A 16,437-nucleotide genomic window follows, 5' to 3' on the forward strand; every position below is an offset into this window, starting at 1 on the left:
TGCTCGTCCGGAAACGGTGGCGTAGACAGCCGAAAAGTATGTGACTTGACGGGAATCCCTGCCAGATTCACGCATAAGTTGACCCGGAGGGCCGCGGTCGACCGGGTTAGCCATTTAGCACGCGTGGCATCGGCGGTGCGGGCGTTCGCGGGGTGAGTGTAGATAGCGTCCTGTAAAGAATTGGCCCGTCGTTATATATTGTTCCGGCCGGTTCTGAACGATCGGATGACGAACGTCGATTTTTTAGATAACTTAGGATTACTAACGCATCAAGGTTTTTTATGGAATCAAGCATCAACGATCTTTCCTCGCCCGAAATCTCAATCGGTGTCGATACCGGTGGTACTCATACAGATCTGGTTCTGGCCGGGCGGGGAAAGCTTTTCACTCTTAAGGTTCCAAGCACCACAGACGATCTCAGCGTCGGCATCGTTGAAGGTGTAAGGAAGCTTGTCGAAATGGCCAATGTGGCTGTCTCGGATGTCGATCGGTTTGTCTATGCGAGTACCTTCGTTACCAATCTTTTCATCGAGGGAAAGCAGGCGCAAGTTGGACTCATCACAACCGAAGGCTTCAAGGATGTGCTTGAAATTGGCCGCGCGTCGCGAAAACCCGATGTGTACGACATTCACTGGAGACCAAGTCCGCCGCTTGTTCCGCGTCACCTTCGTAAGGGCGTGATTGAGCGGATTGATCATCGGGGTGATGTGCTTAAGCCGCTCGATGAAAAGAGCGTGTTCGAAGCTTTATCTGCACTCGTGTCTCACGGTGTCGAAAGTCTTGCTGTCTGTTTGCTTCATTCGTATGTTAATCCAGAGCACGAGCAGCGTATCGCCGCAATCGCCGCGAGGGACTTTCCAGAACTGGATGTTTCATTGTCGTCGGACGTGGTGCGTGAATTCCGGGAGTACGAGCGCACAAGTACTACCAGCGTCAATGCGTCGATCAAGTCACCGATATCTATTCACCTGAAATCTCTTGAATCGGCGCTGTGCGAGATCGGACTGCGCGTGCGTCCGTCGATCATGCAGGGGAATGGCGGAATCTGTCGCTTCGACAATGCCTCCTCGGCGCCAGTTGAAGTTACGCACTCGGGCGTAATGGGAGGGATAGTCGGGGCCACCGCACTCGCCTCGCAAATCGGCTCGCCAAATATCATCACACTCGACATGGGAGGGACAAGTGCCGACGTATCGCTCATCGCAAATGGCCGACCAACTCTTTCACATCGAACTTCCGTGGGCCCATATCCGTTGCTCACCCCCACTCTTGATATGGTCACTATCGGCGCGGGGGGCGGCTCGATCGCCTGGATCGAAGGGAAGACTTCCTTGCGGGTTGGACCTCAGAGTGCCGGGTCAGTCCCGGGGCCGGCATGTTACGGAAAAGGAGGGGTACAACCCACCGTCACTGATGCCAACCTCGTGGCGGGACGCCTGAATGGAGGATATTTTCTCAAGGGTGCGAGAAAGCTGAACATTGAGGCAGCGCGCACAGCCATCGAATCTGTCGCAAAGCCACTGGGCTTGAGCGTTGAACAGGCGGCCCTGGGAATTATCGCAATCGCTGAAGCGCACATGGCGGACGCAATTCGTCTGATTTCGGTCGAGCGTGGGTTGGATCCACGAGATTTCAAGCTAGTTGCGTTCGGCGGCGCTGGTGCATTGCACGCGGTCAGGCTGGCCGAAGAACTTGCGATCAATCAGGTCGTCATTCCGCCTGCACCTGGAAATCTGTCTGCGATGGGGCTTCTCTGTGCGAATACGCGACACGACCATGCGCAAACGTTCTTCACAGAACTGAGTGGATCGGTCGAAGAATCCCTCACGATCACCATCGCTCGTCTCATTGAAGAGGGCGCACGATCGCTTGCAGCAGATGGAATCGAAGCAGGCGCTCAACGGTTCGAACCGTTTATCGATTTGCGGTATCAAGGGCAGAACTATGAACTGAGTCTGCCACTCGGCAAAGGAACGGGCGCGAACAGGATCGAGGCCCTCAAAGCAGGCTTTGAGGCCGAACATCTCAAGGTTTATGGCTACAAGCTTGGCAACCGGCCAATTCAGATCGTCAACGTTAGAGTGAGCGCGATCAGCATTATCACGCCTGCGGAGTGGCCAGTGCTGCCCGCCGCAACAAAACCGGCAGCCATTGCCAGACCGGTTGACAAAAGAGCTGTGTTGATCTCGCCCGACAAGGTCCAGGACGTCGATGTCTATCGGCATGAGCAGATGATGGCAACCGAGACATTTACCGGGCCGGCAATTGTTGAGTATTCGGGCAGCACCTTGTTCGTGCCGCCAGGCTGGGCGGGTACTGTCGACTCGCGCGCAAACCTGATGCTTTCGCGCGACTGAAATCAGGCGAAAGAGGGCTTCTGGAGTTCAAAATGAACAAATACGTGAGCAAAAATATCGTGGATCCGATCACGCTTGAAATCGTCCGAAGTGGACTGAAGGCTGTCGCGCGACGCATCACGCGGCGCATGATCAGATCCGCAAATTCTTTCATCGTGAAGGAGATGGAAGACTGTTCAGCCTCGATCCTGACCGTAAATGGTGAACTGCTCGCTGAGGAAGCTGGACCACCGATTCAGTTAAACACGGTAGGGATTTGTCTCAAGACCATTCTCGAACACTATTTTCCGCCACAAGAGTGGGCGCCAGGCGACGTGGTGATCACCAATGATCCGTACGCGGGAAATGGGTCGCTCGCTGCAACCCACACCAACGATTATCTGGCTTACCACCCGATTTTTCATGAGGGAAAGCTGGTTGCTTTCTCTGGTCTGATGGTTCACCAGTATGACATTGGTGGCACGAACATGGGTACGCGTGGCTGGAATACGGAGATCTATCAGGAAGGTCTGCGTATGCCTCCTTTGAAGATCGTTGAAGAAGGCGAACTTGACAAGAAGATCATGGACGTGATCTTGCTGAACACGCGTGCGCCAGGGATCATGGAAAATGACATGATCTCGCAAATCTCGAGCGTCGAAGTCGCGTCGCAGGACATCTCGAAACTGTTCGTGAAGTATGGAACAGACGTAATGCTGACGTGTTTCGACGAACTGATAAATGCCTCGGAGCGTCGAACGCGGGAAGAAATCGCAGAGATTCCCGACGGATCGTGGACACACTCGGAGCCTATTCTCGATGATGGTGCAGAAGGCGGTCCGTATTGGCTCCGGGTGAAGCTGACAAAGAGCGGCAGTGATATTACGTTCGACTTCACCGGAACCGATCCCCAGGTAAGAGGGCCGGTCAACAGTCCGCTCGCAACAACGCTTGCCGCGATTTACTACGTGATGCGATGCGTGACCGACCCGTCCATTCACTCAAGCGAAGGATGCAAACGCCCGTTCAAGGTTATTGCTCCCGAGGGGACGCTCGTCAACGCGAGGTCGCCGGCCGCATGCTATCAGCGCATGATTGTGTGTCATTCGATTGTAGACCTGATCATGGGGGCGCTTGCCCAAGCGGTGCCCGAGCGGGTGATGGGCGACTCTTGTGGCTGCCTCTACAACTTCACGACTGCAACACATCCGGATACAGGACGCCGCTCCATCTTCGGCGAGGTGGTCCCTGGTGGTATCGGCGCTACGAACCGGGAGGATGGCATCAACGTCATGGCCTGTCACGTGACGAACTGTCATATCCCCCCGATGGAAGCAATCGAAATGGAATCTCCGGTTTTGTATCTGCGACGAGAATTCCGAACCGATTCGGGCGGCGCCGGACAGTTCAGGGGAGGTGTCGGACAGGTCCTTTCCTACGCTATAAAAGGCGATACGCCAGAGCTGCAACACACATCTCAAAAGTCGAAATCTCTTCCTCAGGGTGTCGCTGGAGGTCTGCCCGGAGATGGTGGGAAGTGGGTTATCAATGAAGGTCGAGAGGGGGAAAAAGTTTTGGAGTTTGCCATCGGAGACATTGAGCTGCTGAATATCGGGGACACGGTGACCCACTACACGCCGGGTGGCGGAGGATACGGAGACCCCTCAAAGCGAGATCGCTCTGCAGTAGTGGCAGATATCAAAGCGGGTTTCATTACGCTGGAACATGCAAGGAGCGTTTACGGCATTGCGGGTGAGTAGCCTGCTGGATTAGGGCTCTGATTTGCGACGCACCGTATTGGTTGCTAGCTTCCTGGTGGCCTGTCTTCAGCATTTAAAGAGACGGGCTGCTTATCCGACTGGTGTCAGGAAATCTTATCCGACGGTGCTCTCGCGTATCGTGCCTTAATTAAGTTGCTGAACAACCGGTGCGGCAATGTTCTGGAAATATTCGGTCTGGCGATCTATGCGCTATCTGCTTCGACAATCGCCAAACAATGTTTCCCGAGTACAGACCGGGTCGGGTCGTTGATGCAGACCTTCGCCGTCTATTGCATTGGGTCCGTCGTCAAGCCGCTTGGCGGATACTTTTTGGTCGATTGGGTGATCGTCGGGCAGAAAGCCCGCTCTTCTCTGGACGGTCACGCTGATGTCCGCAGGAGCAATCGGGGTAGGCCTACTTCCGACATACTTGCAGGAAGGCTCATAGATTTACGAACATCAACTTCACGCGGATCATGTGGTAACAGACGTTTACAAAGCACTGCGCGGGCGTGCCGCTTCGACCGGTTGTCGCCAGTCAAACGCTTCGAGCAGGAGCGAGAGTTGAGCGGTGGTCAGCGCCACGACGCCGGCGTCGGCGCGAGGCCATGCAAGACGCTCCGTCTCAAGGCGCTTCGCAAATAAATATAGGCCGCCATAAGGACACCGTCTGTACGTTCGCCGCAAGCGAATTGAAGCCAGAACGCAAGTCATTGACACCGGCAGCGATCTAGATCCGTGTGTTTGCAGGCGGCCCGATCATCGGAGAATCCGCTCGAGGACCAGGCGCAATATCGTCGCATCGGGCACGCCTCCTATCTTCTATCCGGACCGAAGTATTGCCATGCTGAAGCTGGATGCTGCCGTTTGCAGCCGCCGAAGATGCCGGCGCGTCCGTCGCCTCCGGTGCATGGCGGGTTCGTCGATCGGACTGTACATCGACAACTACAGGCAACATGATCTCCGCCTGCGCATCTTCGACCAGCAGACCCTGAGCGTACAGTTCGCGCCAGGCCCACACCTGATTGGCGATGATGTCGTTGTCGCGGGCGACCCTTGCGACCGACGCACCGGGTTCAAAGGTCTGCTCGACGACTGATCGTTTCCATTCCAATGGATGCCGTCGGCTCTGGCGTCTCGCGGGTAACTCGGCTGTCTGAGTCACTGTGTCCATTCTCGCTGTTTGTGGACAGAGTCAGTCACTAGAGTTCGTCGCAGTGATGATTGCATCTTCTACGACAGGCGGGGAACGGTACAAATCAGGTGCTTACCCAGCCAAAACAAGGCCACGGGACCGACGAGGATCGTGCGTGGGCTGATGCGGCCGGCAAGGATAGCGGCGGTCTGCACGTGATCACTCTTTTATCTTCTGTGTAGCGTCTGTCCGCGTTGCCCGCGGCGCTAGCAAACCCGCTGCCGCCCGCGGGCGCAATGGCATAGGGTGTTTTACTCGTTGACCAGTAAAAATGGCGATGCTACCGTTGTGTTCAACTATATGTCTCGTGTTCATATATATGAACACAAAGAGACGATGTGCAAAAACCGTTTTTTGTTAGAGGGTTAAAAGATGAGTTTTTCTGATTCCATGTCCAGCGCCCACGCAAAGGACATCCACTCAGCGCTTCATCCTTATAGCAATCTGGATCTCCATTTGCGGAGCGGCGCCCATATCATCACCGGCGGTGAAGGTATTTATGTAAAGGACGCGGAGGGCAACCGGTTTATCGACGGGATGGCTGGACTCTTTTGTGCATCTCTTGGATATAGTGAGTCCAGCCTCATTGAGGCCGCGACGCGACAGATGAAGGCATTGCCGTTCTACCATTCGTTCGCGCATACTGCCAACATCCCAAGCATCGAGCTTTCGGAGAAACTGGTTTCAATTTCCCCTGTGCCCATGTCGAAGGTCTTCTTTGCGAGTTCTGGCTCAGAGGCGAACGACACAGCTATTAAAATGATCTGGTATTACCAGAATGCGATGGGTAAGCCTAAAAAGAAAAAGATCATTTCCCGCGAGCGTGCATATCACGGTGTGACGGTTGCATCCGCCAGTTTGACTGGTTTGCCATATTTGCACACTGAATTCGACCTCCCCATTCAATCGATTCTACATACAGATTGCCCGGGTTTCTATCGCTATGGAAAACCGGGGGAGACTGAGGAAGAATTCGTCGGGCGGTGCGTCGCAAACCTTGAGGAGCTGATTCTCCGTGAAGGTCCCGACACCATCGCTGCGTTTTTTGCTGAGCCTGTTCAGGTTTCCGGCGGCGTTATTCTGCCCCCAGCAGGTTATTTCGAGAAAGTGCAGGCGATCCTCAACAAATACGACATTCTTTTTGTTGCTGATGAGGTGATCACTGGTTTTGGTAGAACCGGCAACATGTTCGGCACACAGACATACGGCCTCAAACCGGACATCATTACTTTGGCGAAACAGCTGTCTGCTGCGTACATGCCCATCTCTGCCATCATGGTCAATGAACGGGTCTTTGAAGGGCTTCGCGTGCAAAGTCAAAGACTGGGCACGTTTGCGCACGGTTTTACCTATGGCGGCCATCCCGTTGCCGCAGCCGTAGCGCTCGAAGCGCAGAAGATCTATGAAGAGCGCGACATCGTCGGGCACGTACGCAAGGTAGCAGAACGCTTCGCAGATGGCCTGAAGCGCCTCGGCGAGCATCGCTTGATCGGTGAAGTCCGCCAGGTAGGTCTCGTCGCGGGTCTTGAGTTCGTACGAAACAAGGAAAGCCGGGAAAACTTTACGCTGGAGGAAGGCGTTGCGGCGACCCTGCGAGAGAACGCGCGTCGGAACGGCGTGCTTACTCGTGCGAACAACAATGCGCTGGTTGTCTGTCCTCCCCTCATCATCACGGAATCTGAACTCGATGAGCTCTTGGAGCGTATCGGAAAGACGCTCGATGACACATTGAGTGACGCCGTCAAGGCTGGTGTGAAACTGGACTGAATATGACGACATCCCGGAAGACCGTGACTCCAGTAGGCCCGGTCTCTCCGGTCCACTCAGACAGAAGCGACCACCAGTACGGCAGGTCGAGAGTTCGCGTACCCATTTAATTGAGTCTGTTCATGAAGAAAGTGAATCGCAATCGGGCGATGACGATGCTCATGTTGTCGCCATCGATGCTGATAATGTGCGCACTCCTATTCGTTCCGATGATTATTGTAGTTGGCTACAGTTTTTCTCATGTTGACTCGTACGGGAATGTTGCGTCTGGGTTTACCGTTGAGAATTATCAAAACCTGCTGCAAAGCATTTATCGTCCGATTGTCTGGCACTCACTGGAATTGGCTTTCGGGACCACCATTCTTTCGCTGGTGCTCGCTTATCCCGTCGCTTATTTCATAGCGTTCAGATCTGGAAAGGCCGCGCCAGCCCTGCTGTTACTGATCCTAATACCATTTTGGACGAACTTTCTGATCAGAATATCTGCATGGATTGTACTGTTCGGTCGGGCAGGTCAAATCAATTCGCTCGCGATGATGTTCGGGTTGTTTGATGAGCCTGTGCAGATACTTGGCACTTTTTGGGCGGTGCAGGTGGGAATGCTGTACGCGTTTCTACCGGCAGCGGTATTTCCTATTTATGCGGCGTTGCAGCCGATGGATAGACGACTCCACGAAGCGGCCAACGATCTGGGAGCTGGGCCCATCAACACCTTCACCCGGATTACCCTTCCGTTATCTTTGCCCGGAGTCATGGCTGCCGCCCTGTTTGTATTTGTTCCGTCAATGGGCGCATTCGCTGTTCCAACACTCCTGGGAGGCGGAAAGCAACTCATTATAGGAAATCTGATTGTGCAGCTCTTTCTCGATTTCAGAAACATTCCCTTTGGGTCCGCGGTATCGGTCGTATTTCTTTTTGTCGCGTCGATCGTGGTGACCCTGTACATGAAAGTGTTGGGGCGTGTTGAAAGAAATCTGGCTTAGGAGTGCATTGATGCAAAACTATGAATTCGCGCATATGCAAAACGTAGAGAAGGATATTGTGGTGCGCAGGTGGCTAACCTTCAGAATGGACTTGCCGCTTCTGATAACGATTGCGGTTTATGTATTTCTTCTCGCGCCCCTGCTTATCATCATCTTCTACTCGTTCAACTCCGGAAGTTCGACCGTCTTCTGGAAGTCGTTTAGTTGGCGGTGGTATGTAAAAATCCTCTCGGACTCGCGACTGCAGGACGCTTTTCTCAATAGCACGATAATCGCTTTCAGTTCAGCACTGCTGGCCACCGCGGTCGGGACGGTAACCGCCGTGGCGTTCGTCAAGAGGGATTTCCCGGGAAAGGGTTTCCTGGCCACGATTCTCATGGCCCCCATGGTATTGCCGGAGATTGTCCTTGGCGTAGGAATGCTCGTCATGTGTGTGTTTGCGCGGGTTGAACTCGGATTCAGAACGACTATTTTCGGGCACGTGCTCGTTGCTCTTCCGTTTTCGATCATGATCGTGCGGTCTGCCGCATCAGCCTTGGATAGTCGTCTGGATGAAGCCGCTGCGGATTTGGGGGCGAACGGGTGGCAAATCTTTTGCCGAATCACTTTGCCGCTGCTTGCACCCGCAATTGGAACGTCATTTCTCATGACTGCGACGGTTTCGTTTGACGACTTCGTCATGTCGACCTTCGTGTCTGGTGTTGGCGGAACGACACTTCCTCTCTTCATCTACAGCGAGCTAAAGACAGGACTTACACCGGAAATCGACGCAATAGGAACTCTGATGATTGTGGCTAATGTGGCGGTTGCATATCTCGGGCTGAGAAGGCGGGTGGCATGGTCTCGTCAGAAATAGCTATATCCGATTCCCCAGTTGGGAAAGATGGGAGTATTGGTCATTTTTTTGTAAAACTACGCACGACTTTTTTGGAGAGAAATGATATGTCTGGAGCTGCGAAATTTGCCGCCGCGCTTTCTGCGGTTGCGTTGGTCTCTTCCGCGCAGGCTGCGGGAAATAATGAACTTCATGTGTACGCCTGGGACGGTGAAATTCCGCAGCAAGTTGTATCGGACTTTGAAAAGGAAGCAAAGGCGAAGGTCATCATCGACACATTCGATAGCAACGAGACCGTTATTGCAAAGCTTCAGGCTGGTGCTGGTGGTTATGATCTTATTGAGCCATCTAATTACGCAATCCAGATTCTTGTCAAGAATCATCTTGTCCAGCCTCTTGATCGTACGAAGCTTCCAAATATCGGTAATATCGGAGGTGATTTTATCATGGCTGAGTACAACGACGGTAGTCAGTATGGTGTTCCCTATGTTTGGGGGACGACTGGAGTTGCATATAACACGGATTGCGTGAAAAGCCCTGTAACCAGCTGGAAAGCGCTATGGGACAAACGCTACCAGGGGCGTTCTTACATGCTGAACAATATGCGCGGTGCTTACGCTGTTGCACTTCAGCTCAACGGCTTTCATGTAAATTCCACAAACCCGGCGGAAGTTGCAAAGGCAACGACATCGTTGATCGCCCAGAAGCCGATCCTGGGGGGATATAACAGCACTAACTATGCCGACCTGCTTTCTTCCGGAGAGGCGTGCATCGCTCAAGCATACAGCAACGATGTGGAGCGGGTTGTGGAGGAGAACCCCAAGGTTAAGTTCATACTTCCCGATGAGGGCGGTACGCGGTGGGTTGATGACTTTGCCATTCCGGTAGGAGCGCCGAACAAGACGCTCGCCTATCAATTCCTGAATTTCGTGTTGAGGCCGGACGTAGCTGCCAGAATCACCGAACTCACGAAAACGGCAAGCACAGTAGAGAAGTCGCAGGCACTTTTGCCTGCGTCGATCGCCAGCAATAGCGCAATCTTTCCCCCGGCGTCAAAGGTGAGGAATACCGATTTTGTCCATGATGTTGGCGAGGCGACGAACCTGTATCGCGACGGGTGGACGAAGGTTCAGGCAGCCCAATAGCAGTTGATTCCGCGCGCAAGGCATCCATAAAGGATGAAAGGAACGGCTCTATGGGTAGAGCCATTCCTTAGTACACCTGATTTGTATTACGAGGTAACCGATGACCGCAAAGCTTAATGAAAAAATCGTTGTTGAATTAATCGATGTCTGGAAGAGCTATCAGAGTCGATTGAACCCAGCGAAGAGTGATGAATTTGTCGTTCGCGGGATCAATCTACAAATCAATAGGGGAGAGTTTTTTACCTTACTTGGGCCAAGCGGCTGTGGCAAGACGACCACTTTACGGATGATTGGCGGATTTGAGTTCGCGACCCGTGGGGAGCTGATGATCGCCGGAAGTCCGGCCCGGGATCTGCCCGCACACGTTCGACCGGTTAACACGGTATTCCAGAGCTACGCATTGTTTCCGCATATGAGCGTAACCGACAACGTCGGTTTTGGCCTGACAATGCGTCGGGTAGCCAAGGCAGAACGTACACGTCGGATTGGCCGTGCGTTGGAGCTCGTCCGGATGCAAAAGTACGCACGGTCCCGTCCGTCCGAATTGTCTGGTGGGCAGCAGCAGCGTATTGCGTTGGCCCGCGCCCTCGTCAATGAGCCTTCCGTGCTGTTATTGGATGAACCGTTGGGCGCCCTTGATCTTAAGCTGCGCAAGGAGATGCAGATAGAGCTGAAGCAGTTGCAGCGCGAGCTCGGGATGACGTTCATATTTGTCACCCACGACCAGGAAGAGGCGCTGACGATGTCAGACCGCATCGCGGTCATGCATCAGGGAACGGTTCTACAGGTTGGCACGCCGAGCGACATATACGAATTCCCGACAACAAAAGTTGGCGCCTCGTTCATAGGGGAGATGAATTTCGTTCCTGCGAAGGCAGCACGGAAATCGGGAGGCGGCTCAACGATTACGTCAATAGCGGGCGCATTTCACTGGCCCGATGTTGATTCCGGCGACGTAACCCTGGCAATTAGGCCAGAGGTGCTGAGCTTCGATCCGATTCAGGATGCCGGCGGCGTCGTTCTTGCATTTAACGGGCGCACGAAGGACACCATTTATATCGGGACTGACAGGCGATACGTGGTGGAACTTTCGAGTGGTCAAACGCTTCTCGTCCGGGTTCCCAATTCCAGCCGCGGAAAGTTCAATTCGCTGGCCCATGGGAGGTCGGTATCTGTGTATTGCAGGACTGCTGATGTTCGTGTACTGCCGAACTGATACCGATGGGCGATGGTGCTGTGCGCGGTGATCTTGTAAGTTAGAGACGTAACTTACGTTATATTAAGAATATATTTAGAAATGAAAAAGACTTTGTTAATCGGGACCACTTTTCTGGTCGTACCTTTCAGCGCGCTCGCGCAAAGCACTGTTACCCTGTATGGTGTCCTGGATCAGGCGCTGCAGTATGTTCACAACACTGGCGGGAAAAGCAATCAAATTTCTCTCCAGGGCAGCCAATATTCCACCAACATCTGGGGGTTAAAGGGCAGTGAGGATCTTGGGGGAGGTCTGTCCGCTATCTTCAAACTGGAGAGTAGTTTTGACATAAATAACGGCAAATCAAACAGTGGCTTGCTATTTGGCAGGCAGGCATATGTGGGCATTAAGTCAGAGACATATGGCTCATTTACGTTTGGTCGTCAATTCGACGCGCTATCGGGCCCGGTTGGCGACGTTCAACCCAATAACTGGCAGTACTACTTTACTGCTCCGGGTGACGTTGATAACGCAGATTCAACTGTGATGTTTAACAATGCCGTGAAATGGACCAGCCCTGATTTCCATGGCCTTCGCGTTGTTTCGGCTTACTCCTTTGGCGGCGTCGCCGGGGCGACCGGCTCAGGGCAGGCATATAGTGTGGCCGCAGGTTATAGCTGGGACAAGGCGGAGGCTGCAGCTGGCTACTTACATATTGACAATGGTAACGCTACGCTCTCGAGTCGTGGTACAACTTCGGCGACTGGACTCTTTTCGTCCGTGGTCAATTCAGCCTATTCCTCAGCGAGCCACATCAACATCGTTCGGGCCGGCGCAAACTACAATTTCGATCCTATCACTGTAGGCGCCTACTATAGTTACTCGGAATATGTACCCGACGGCTCTTCGACATTCCACACGACAGAACGATATAACAATGTGGCAATTTATGGCGTGTATCAGGTGAATCCTGCTTTACAGTTTGAGGCTGGCTATGATTTTCTGAAATCTCACGGAGATTCGTCCGCAACGTATCATCAGATTTCGTTAGCAGGGGATTACCTTCTCTCGAAAAGGACAGATATGTACCTATCGCTGGGATATGGCCATGCTTCTGGAAACAACGGACTGGGGGCAGCACAGGCGGTTATCGGCGACTCGTGGCCTAATGCCGGAAATAGCACACAGGAATTGGCGATTGTCGGCATCCGGCATCGGTTCTGATCAGCAAGTTGGTTGGCTTAGGTAGGAATCTGAGGCCAGCACACCATCGCGTTAGTTGCTACCACGGATTCAATTGGTCCGGGCACGGACGATGTTCAGGCATCGTCTCCCGAATCGTATCCCGTCGTTTATGGGAAATTACATGAGTATACCAACCTGCGTCCGGGGCCATTTGGCTGGTACACCCGATAGAGACGCATTGATCGTCGGCCGAGATGTGTGGCATCGCTGGCTGACAGACAAAGCGTCCGGCCTTCCGAAAGATTGGCGGACAGTCACTGAAGTCGAAGACTGAATCCCAGGATATGAGCGGAGTTTCGGTTTGGGAGTTTTCGGGACGATCGACGCTGTACTTGCCCACGATATCTCCGGCTCTGCGGATTCGGGAGGCGAATGGCCGGGTGATGTTGGTTGGTGTAGCCGTTATCGGTATCTGAAGGAAGGGTTCGAAACATGCGCTATTGTTTCGCGAGCCGACCGGGAACAAACGCGTCATGGGATAACCAGACTCTATGAATCAGACTATTTTTGAACTGAAACCGCCCTGTGACAAGATTGTCAGCCAATCGCTCCGCAATTCGAAGCTTGAACCCTTCTGGCTCGACGACGCGGCTCCGTTCTCCGTATTTCCGTCCTGTAACGAAGACGCTCATGCTGATCTTGTGATTGTCGGAGGCGGTTTCCTTGGCCTGTGGTCTGCCCTGATGGCAAAAGAGCGGAATCCGGCGCGTTCGGTAATACTGCTTGAAGGGCGCACCATCGGCCACGCAGCGTCGGGGCGGAACGGAGGATTCTGTTCGCCCAGCATTACCCACGGTGAAAAAAACGGCACACAACGCTGGGCCGACGAGATGGACCAGTTGCGCAGACTTGGCTTAAGGAATATCGCCGAGTTCGAGGAAACGCTCAGGCGCTACCAGATAGATTGCGATTTCGAACGCACAGGCAGCCTGACGGTTGCCATTGAGCCGTATCAGATTGACGAGCTCGAGGGGCCGGGGTTGCTCTCCCAGGAAGAAGTGCGGGCCGAAGTGAATTCACCGACCTACCTTGCTGGTCGCTGGAATCGTGAGGGATCGGCGATGTTGCATCCAGCCAAACTCCTTCACGGACTGACGCGAGTGGCAACTGAACTTGGTGTGTGCATTTTCGAGAACAGTGCGGTGGCGAAGCTCGCGCGCGAAGGACACGAAGTCGTGCTCGAGCTTGCTTCGGGCGCGCGGGTACGCGCTTCGCGGGTCATCCTGGCGACGAACGCCTATCCGAGTCTGTTGCGCCGATATCGGTATCACACGATTCCGGTATACGACTACGTGCTGATGACGGAGCCCCTTAGCGCGGCACAGATGTCTTCGATCGGATGGCATCACCGGCAGGGTGTATCGGACATGGGTAACCAGTTCCATTATTACCGGCTGACCCGGGATAACCGGATCCTCTTCGGCGGTTATGACGCAATTTACCACTACGGTGGAGATGTAAAAGCTGGGTATGAGGACCGGGAAGATTCATATCGGACGGTCGCGAAACATTTCTTCACCACGTTCCCCCAGCTTGCCGGTATCAGGTTCACCCACCGGTGGGCAGGAGCAATCGACACGTCAACGCAGTTCTGTGCATTTTTCGCGACCGCAATGCGCGGGCGTGTCCATTATGGGGCGGGCTTTACCGGTCTTGGTGTTGGAGCCACGCGTTTTGCCGCCAATGTACTGCTGGACCGGTGCGAAGGTTTGTCTACGGAGCGTACGAAGCTGAGAATGGTACGGAAAATGCCGCTTCCGTTTCCGCCGGAGCCGATGCGCTACCTGTCGATCCAGCTGGCGCGGTGGTCCCTCAATCGAGCAGATCATAATGGTGGCCGGCGGAATCTCTACCTGCGGGTGTTGGACGCACTTGGACTGGGCTTCGATTCCTAGTGGATCTGTACACCTGCAGGGTTCGCAGCGAAGCATTCGGATGGCAGGGTGGAACAAATAGGTCGTGCGAGTCTGAATGCGGAGACTGTCGGCAATAGCATCAAGGCTATTCCGCAGCGTAAGAAGGCACACGAGCGCAAGAAGCGAGCATTGGATGAAGGAGTCGCGCTGCTGATTCCGGAGAGAGTGGCGACGTGAGTCAGGGGGGGCGCCAGGACCAACGCCCAGCGTCGCCGGCAGCTCCTTGTCGGTGACACTGAATCGCGATCGGCGCATCTTCGATAATCGGGAGTAGAGAGATCATGTTGAGGGTTCCAGAACAAACCACGCCTTACGGGTTATGGGAGATAACCGGGGCGCCCCGCAGCGAAGCCAGGCGGATCAATGGCGATGTTTCGACCGATATTGCGATTGTCGGCGGGGGATTCTGTGGTCTCTCGGCAGCCCTGCACCTGGCTGAAGCGGGGCTGGCTCCGCTCGTTCTCGAGGCGCAGGAGCCGGGCTTCGGCGCCTCGGGCAGAAACGGCGGACAGGTCATAGCGGGTATCAAGCTTGACCCCAGTGAACTGGCCGTTCGCTTCAGACCTGCGGAAGCGGAAGCACTTTACCGCTTTGGCGCCGGGACCGCGGAGACGGTATTTTCTCTGATTGAGCGCTTCCAGATTCGTTGCGAAGCACATCGGGATGGCTGGATTCAGGCAGCCCATTCGCCGGCCATGCTCAAGGCTGTCCGGCGGCGGGTCACCGAGTTGCAGGATAAGGGCGCTGACGTGGAATGGCTTGATTCCGAGGTCATCCAGCGCATGATCGGGACACCTTATTATAAGGGTGGCATGATCGACCGCCGCTCGGGTATGGTGCAGCCGCTCAGCTACGCGCGCGGACTGGCAGGCGCGGCTGCTTCGATGGGCGCGACAATCCTTGGCAATACACCAGTCAGGAGGCTCACGCGGGATGGAGCTGCGTGGCGACTCGAGACGCCGGGCGGAACTGTTCTCGCCCGGCATGTTCTGCTTGCGACCAACGGTTATCTTGGTGATTTGTATCCAGTGCTCAAGACGGCGATGATTGTGGTGCAGAGCTATCAGATCGCCACGGAGCCGCTGCCTCCAGATCTCGACCGGACGGTTGTGCCAAGCCGGCTGCCAGTGTCGGATCTCATGGACCTCGGGCTATATTTTCGACGCGATGATGCAGGGCGATTTATTGCAGGCGGGGGTGGAAGCCTCACAGACAAGGAAGAGCCGGCACTTTTTCACGCTTTGGCGCGATCGGCGAACATATTGTTCCCGCAGCTTTCGGAGACGCCATTTACGTCGCGTTGGGGCGGAAAGCTCACTCTCACGCGGGATCATCTGCCGCGAGTCATCGAGCTCGAGCCTGGCCTCGTTGCGGCTTACGGTTGCAACGGACGGGGCGTGGCACTGGCCACCGTCATGGGGAGACTCGCAGCCGAGCGGATTCGTGGGATTACGCACACAGACCTTCCGGTTGCAGTCATGGAGCCAGCGCGTTATGCGTTTCACAATCTGCGCCTGCCCGTGATGATGACTGTCCGAAAATTCCGCCGATTGCGCAGGCGTTTCGCGCGCGCATGATTTCCCGTCCGGGGGAGTGTTTTGAACAAAGCTTGGAGTGCTCATCTCGCAATTCGGACAGCGTTTGCGTTTGCCCGAACCCGCCGCGGATGGGGCTGCAGGCTAGTTCGTCTAACGGGTTGTGCGTGCTTGAACACGGCATGCCGGCCAACGGGCGAATTGGCGAATTGGCAGCCCGGCGGCTGTTCACGGCGCTGTGCGGGCTCCGGGGAGGTTCGGTGCCCGACAAGCGGGAAGGGGCGATTGCTTCGGTAGAACCGCCGCAATCGCGACACTCAAGCAGCGGCGAAACCAACGCCTCGACCTGCCCTGGCAGTATGTGCGTCACAAGTACCGCGAGCGGATGACCCAGAGCGATCATCTGCATTCACGCGGCCGCGGAAGGAATCGTCGGTCATGTCGCCGTCCCCAAGCTCTCAGGTTTGAACCAGATAAATATCGCTCGGGGAGGCCGTGAAGTGACTCCCTGAAAATCAGTGAATT

At 54.6% G+C, this 16,437-nt stretch carries 12 protein-coding genes; 10 read left to right on the top strand and 2 right to left on the bottom strand.

From position 1 onward, the window contains the following. The first annotated feature begins 281 nt into the window (after window positions 1-281). Together U5A52_RS22565 and U5A52_RS22570 are read left to right on the top strand one after the other, a co-directional pair. The gene (locus tag U5A52_RS22565) at window positions 282-2,357 is read left to right on the top strand and encodes a hydantoinase/oxoprolinase family protein (protein WP_321936285.1); all 2,076 of its coding nucleotides are present in this window, start codon (window positions 282-284) and stop codon (window positions 2,355-2,357) included. 32 nt (window positions 2,358-2,389) lie between these two features. Next, on the top strand, window positions 2,390-4,096 hold the full coding sequence (locus U5A52_RS22570) for a hydantoinase B/oxoprolinase family protein (RefSeq protein WP_321936286.1): 1,707 nt from the start codon (window positions 2,390-2,392) through the stop codon (window positions 4,094-4,096). Window positions 4,097-4,588: 492 nt separating this feature from the next. Here U5A52_RS22570 and tnpB read toward each other — a convergent pair whose 3' ends face one another. Further along, entirely contained in the window at window positions 4,589-4,810 is a 222-nt protein-coding gene (tnpB, locus tag U5A52_RS22575; RefSeq protein ID WP_415774036.1) for an IS66 family insertion sequence element accessory protein TnpB, read from the bottom strand. Between the two features lie 16 nt (window positions 4,811-4,826). Then, window positions 4,827-5,270 (bottom strand): transposase, encoded by a 444-nt coding sequence (locus tag U5A52_RS22580; RefSeq protein ID WP_321936287.1) that lies wholly within the window; start codon window positions 5,268-5,270, stop codon window positions 4,827-4,829. A 393-nt stretch (window positions 5,271-5,663) separates the two neighbouring features. On the opposite strand from U5A52_RS22580, the gene U5A52_RS22585 reads away from it, so the two are divergent. The 8 genes from U5A52_RS22585 to U5A52_RS22620 all read left to right on the top strand — a co-directional run bounded on the left by U5A52_RS22585 (window position 5,664) and on the right by U5A52_RS22620 (window position 15,954). Further along, a complete protein-coding gene (locus tag U5A52_RS22585) occupies window positions 5,664-7,058 on the top strand; it encodes an aminotransferase (protein ID WP_321936288.1) in 1,395 nt (464 codons plus the stop codon). 122 nt (window positions 7,059-7,180) lie between these two features. Beyond that, window positions 7,181-8,041, top strand: coding sequence for an ABC transporter permease (locus U5A52_RS22590; RefSeq protein ID WP_321936289.1), 861 nt, complete (start codon window positions 7,181-7,183; stop codon window positions 8,039-8,041). 10 nt (window positions 8,042-8,051) lie between these two features. Continuing rightward, window positions 8,052-8,897 (top strand): ABC transporter permease, encoded by an 846-nt coding sequence (locus tag U5A52_RS22595; RefSeq protein ID WP_321936290.1) that lies wholly within the window; start codon window positions 8,052-8,054, stop codon window positions 8,895-8,897. Continuing rightward, window positions 8,879-10,021, top strand: coding sequence for a spermidine/putrescine ABC transporter substrate-binding protein (locus U5A52_RS22600; protein ID WP_321936291.1), 1,143 nt, complete (start codon window positions 8,879-8,881; stop codon window positions 10,019-10,021). The genes U5A52_RS22595 and U5A52_RS22600 overlap by 19 nt, the downstream gene beginning before the upstream one ends. Before the next feature lie 100 nt (window positions 10,022-10,121). Then, the gene (locus U5A52_RS22605) at window positions 10,122-11,237 is read left to right on the top strand and encodes an ABC transporter ATP-binding protein (protein WP_321936292.1); all 1,116 of its coding nucleotides are present in this window, start codon (window positions 10,122-10,124) and stop codon (window positions 11,235-11,237) included. Between the two features lie 81 nt (window positions 11,238-11,318). Continuing rightward, entirely contained in the window at window positions 11,319-12,440 is a 1,122-nt protein-coding gene (locus U5A52_RS22610) for a porin (RefSeq protein ID WP_321936293.1), read from the top strand. A gap of 512 nt (window positions 12,441-12,952) precedes the next feature. Beyond that, the gene (locus U5A52_RS22615; RefSeq protein ID WP_321936294.1) at window positions 12,953-14,356 is read left to right on the top strand and encodes an FAD-dependent oxidoreductase; all 1,404 of its coding nucleotides are present in this window, start codon (window positions 12,953-12,955) and stop codon (window positions 14,354-14,356) included. Window positions 14,357-14,658: 302 nt separating this feature from the next. Continuing rightward, window positions 14,659-15,954 carry an FAD-binding oxidoreductase gene (locus U5A52_RS22620; RefSeq protein WP_321936295.1) on the top strand — a complete coding sequence of 432 codons (1,296 nt, stop codon included), beginning with the start codon at window positions 14,659-14,661 and terminating at the stop codon, window positions 15,952-15,954. Window positions 15,955-16,437 lie beyond the last annotated feature (483 nt).

This window comes from Paraburkholderia sp. J8-2 (assembly GCF_905220195.1).
In the GTDB taxonomy this organism is placed as follows: domain Bacteria; phylum Pseudomonadota; class Gammaproteobacteria; order Burkholderiales; family Burkholderiaceae; genus Paraburkholderia.

Bases quoted from the DNA above. Each gene is read 5' to 3' on its own strand.
- U5A52_RS22565 (WP_321936285.1), top strand. From the start codon at position 282: ATGGAATCAAGCATCAACGATCTTTCCTCGCCCGAAATCTCAATCGGT.
- U5A52_RS22605 (WP_321936292.1), top strand. From the start codon at position 10,122: ATGACCGCAAAGCTTAATGAAAAAATCGTTGTTGAATTAATCGATGTC.
- U5A52_RS22585 (WP_321936288.1), top strand. From the start codon at position 5,664: ATGAGTTTTTCTGATTCCATGTCCAGCGCCCACGCAAAGGACATCCAC.
- U5A52_RS22570 (WP_321936286.1), top strand. From the start codon at position 2,390: ATGAACAAATACGTGAGCAAAAATATCGTGGATCCGATCACGCTTGAA.
- U5A52_RS22620 (WP_321936295.1), top strand. From the start codon at position 14,659: ATGTTGAGGGTTCCAGAACAAACCACGCCTTACGGGTTATGGGAGATA.
- U5A52_RS22580 (WP_321936287.1), bottom strand. From the start codon at position 5,270: ATGGACACAGTGACTCAGACAGCCGAGTTACCCGCGAGACGCCAGAGC.
- U5A52_RS22600 (WP_321936291.1), top strand. From the start codon at position 8,879: ATGGTCTCGTCAGAAATAGCTATATCCGATTCCCCAGTTGGGAAAGAT.
- U5A52_RS22595 (WP_321936290.1), top strand. From the start codon at position 8,052: ATGCAAAACTATGAATTCGCGCATATGCAAAACGTAGAGAAGGATATT.
- U5A52_RS22610 (WP_321936293.1), top strand. From the start codon at position 11,319: ATGAAAAAGACTTTGTTAATCGGGACCACTTTTCTGGTCGTACCTTTC.
- tnpB (WP_415774036.1), bottom strand. From the start codon at position 4,810: ATGACTTGCGTTCTGGCTTCAATTCGCTTGCGGCGAACGTACAGACGG.
- U5A52_RS22615 (WP_321936294.1), top strand. From the start codon at position 12,953: ATGAATCAGACTATTTTTGAACTGAAACCGCCCTGTGACAAGATTGTC.
- U5A52_RS22590 (WP_321936289.1), top strand. From the start codon at position 7,181: ATGAAGAAAGTGAATCGCAATCGGGCGATGACGATGCTCATGTTGTCG.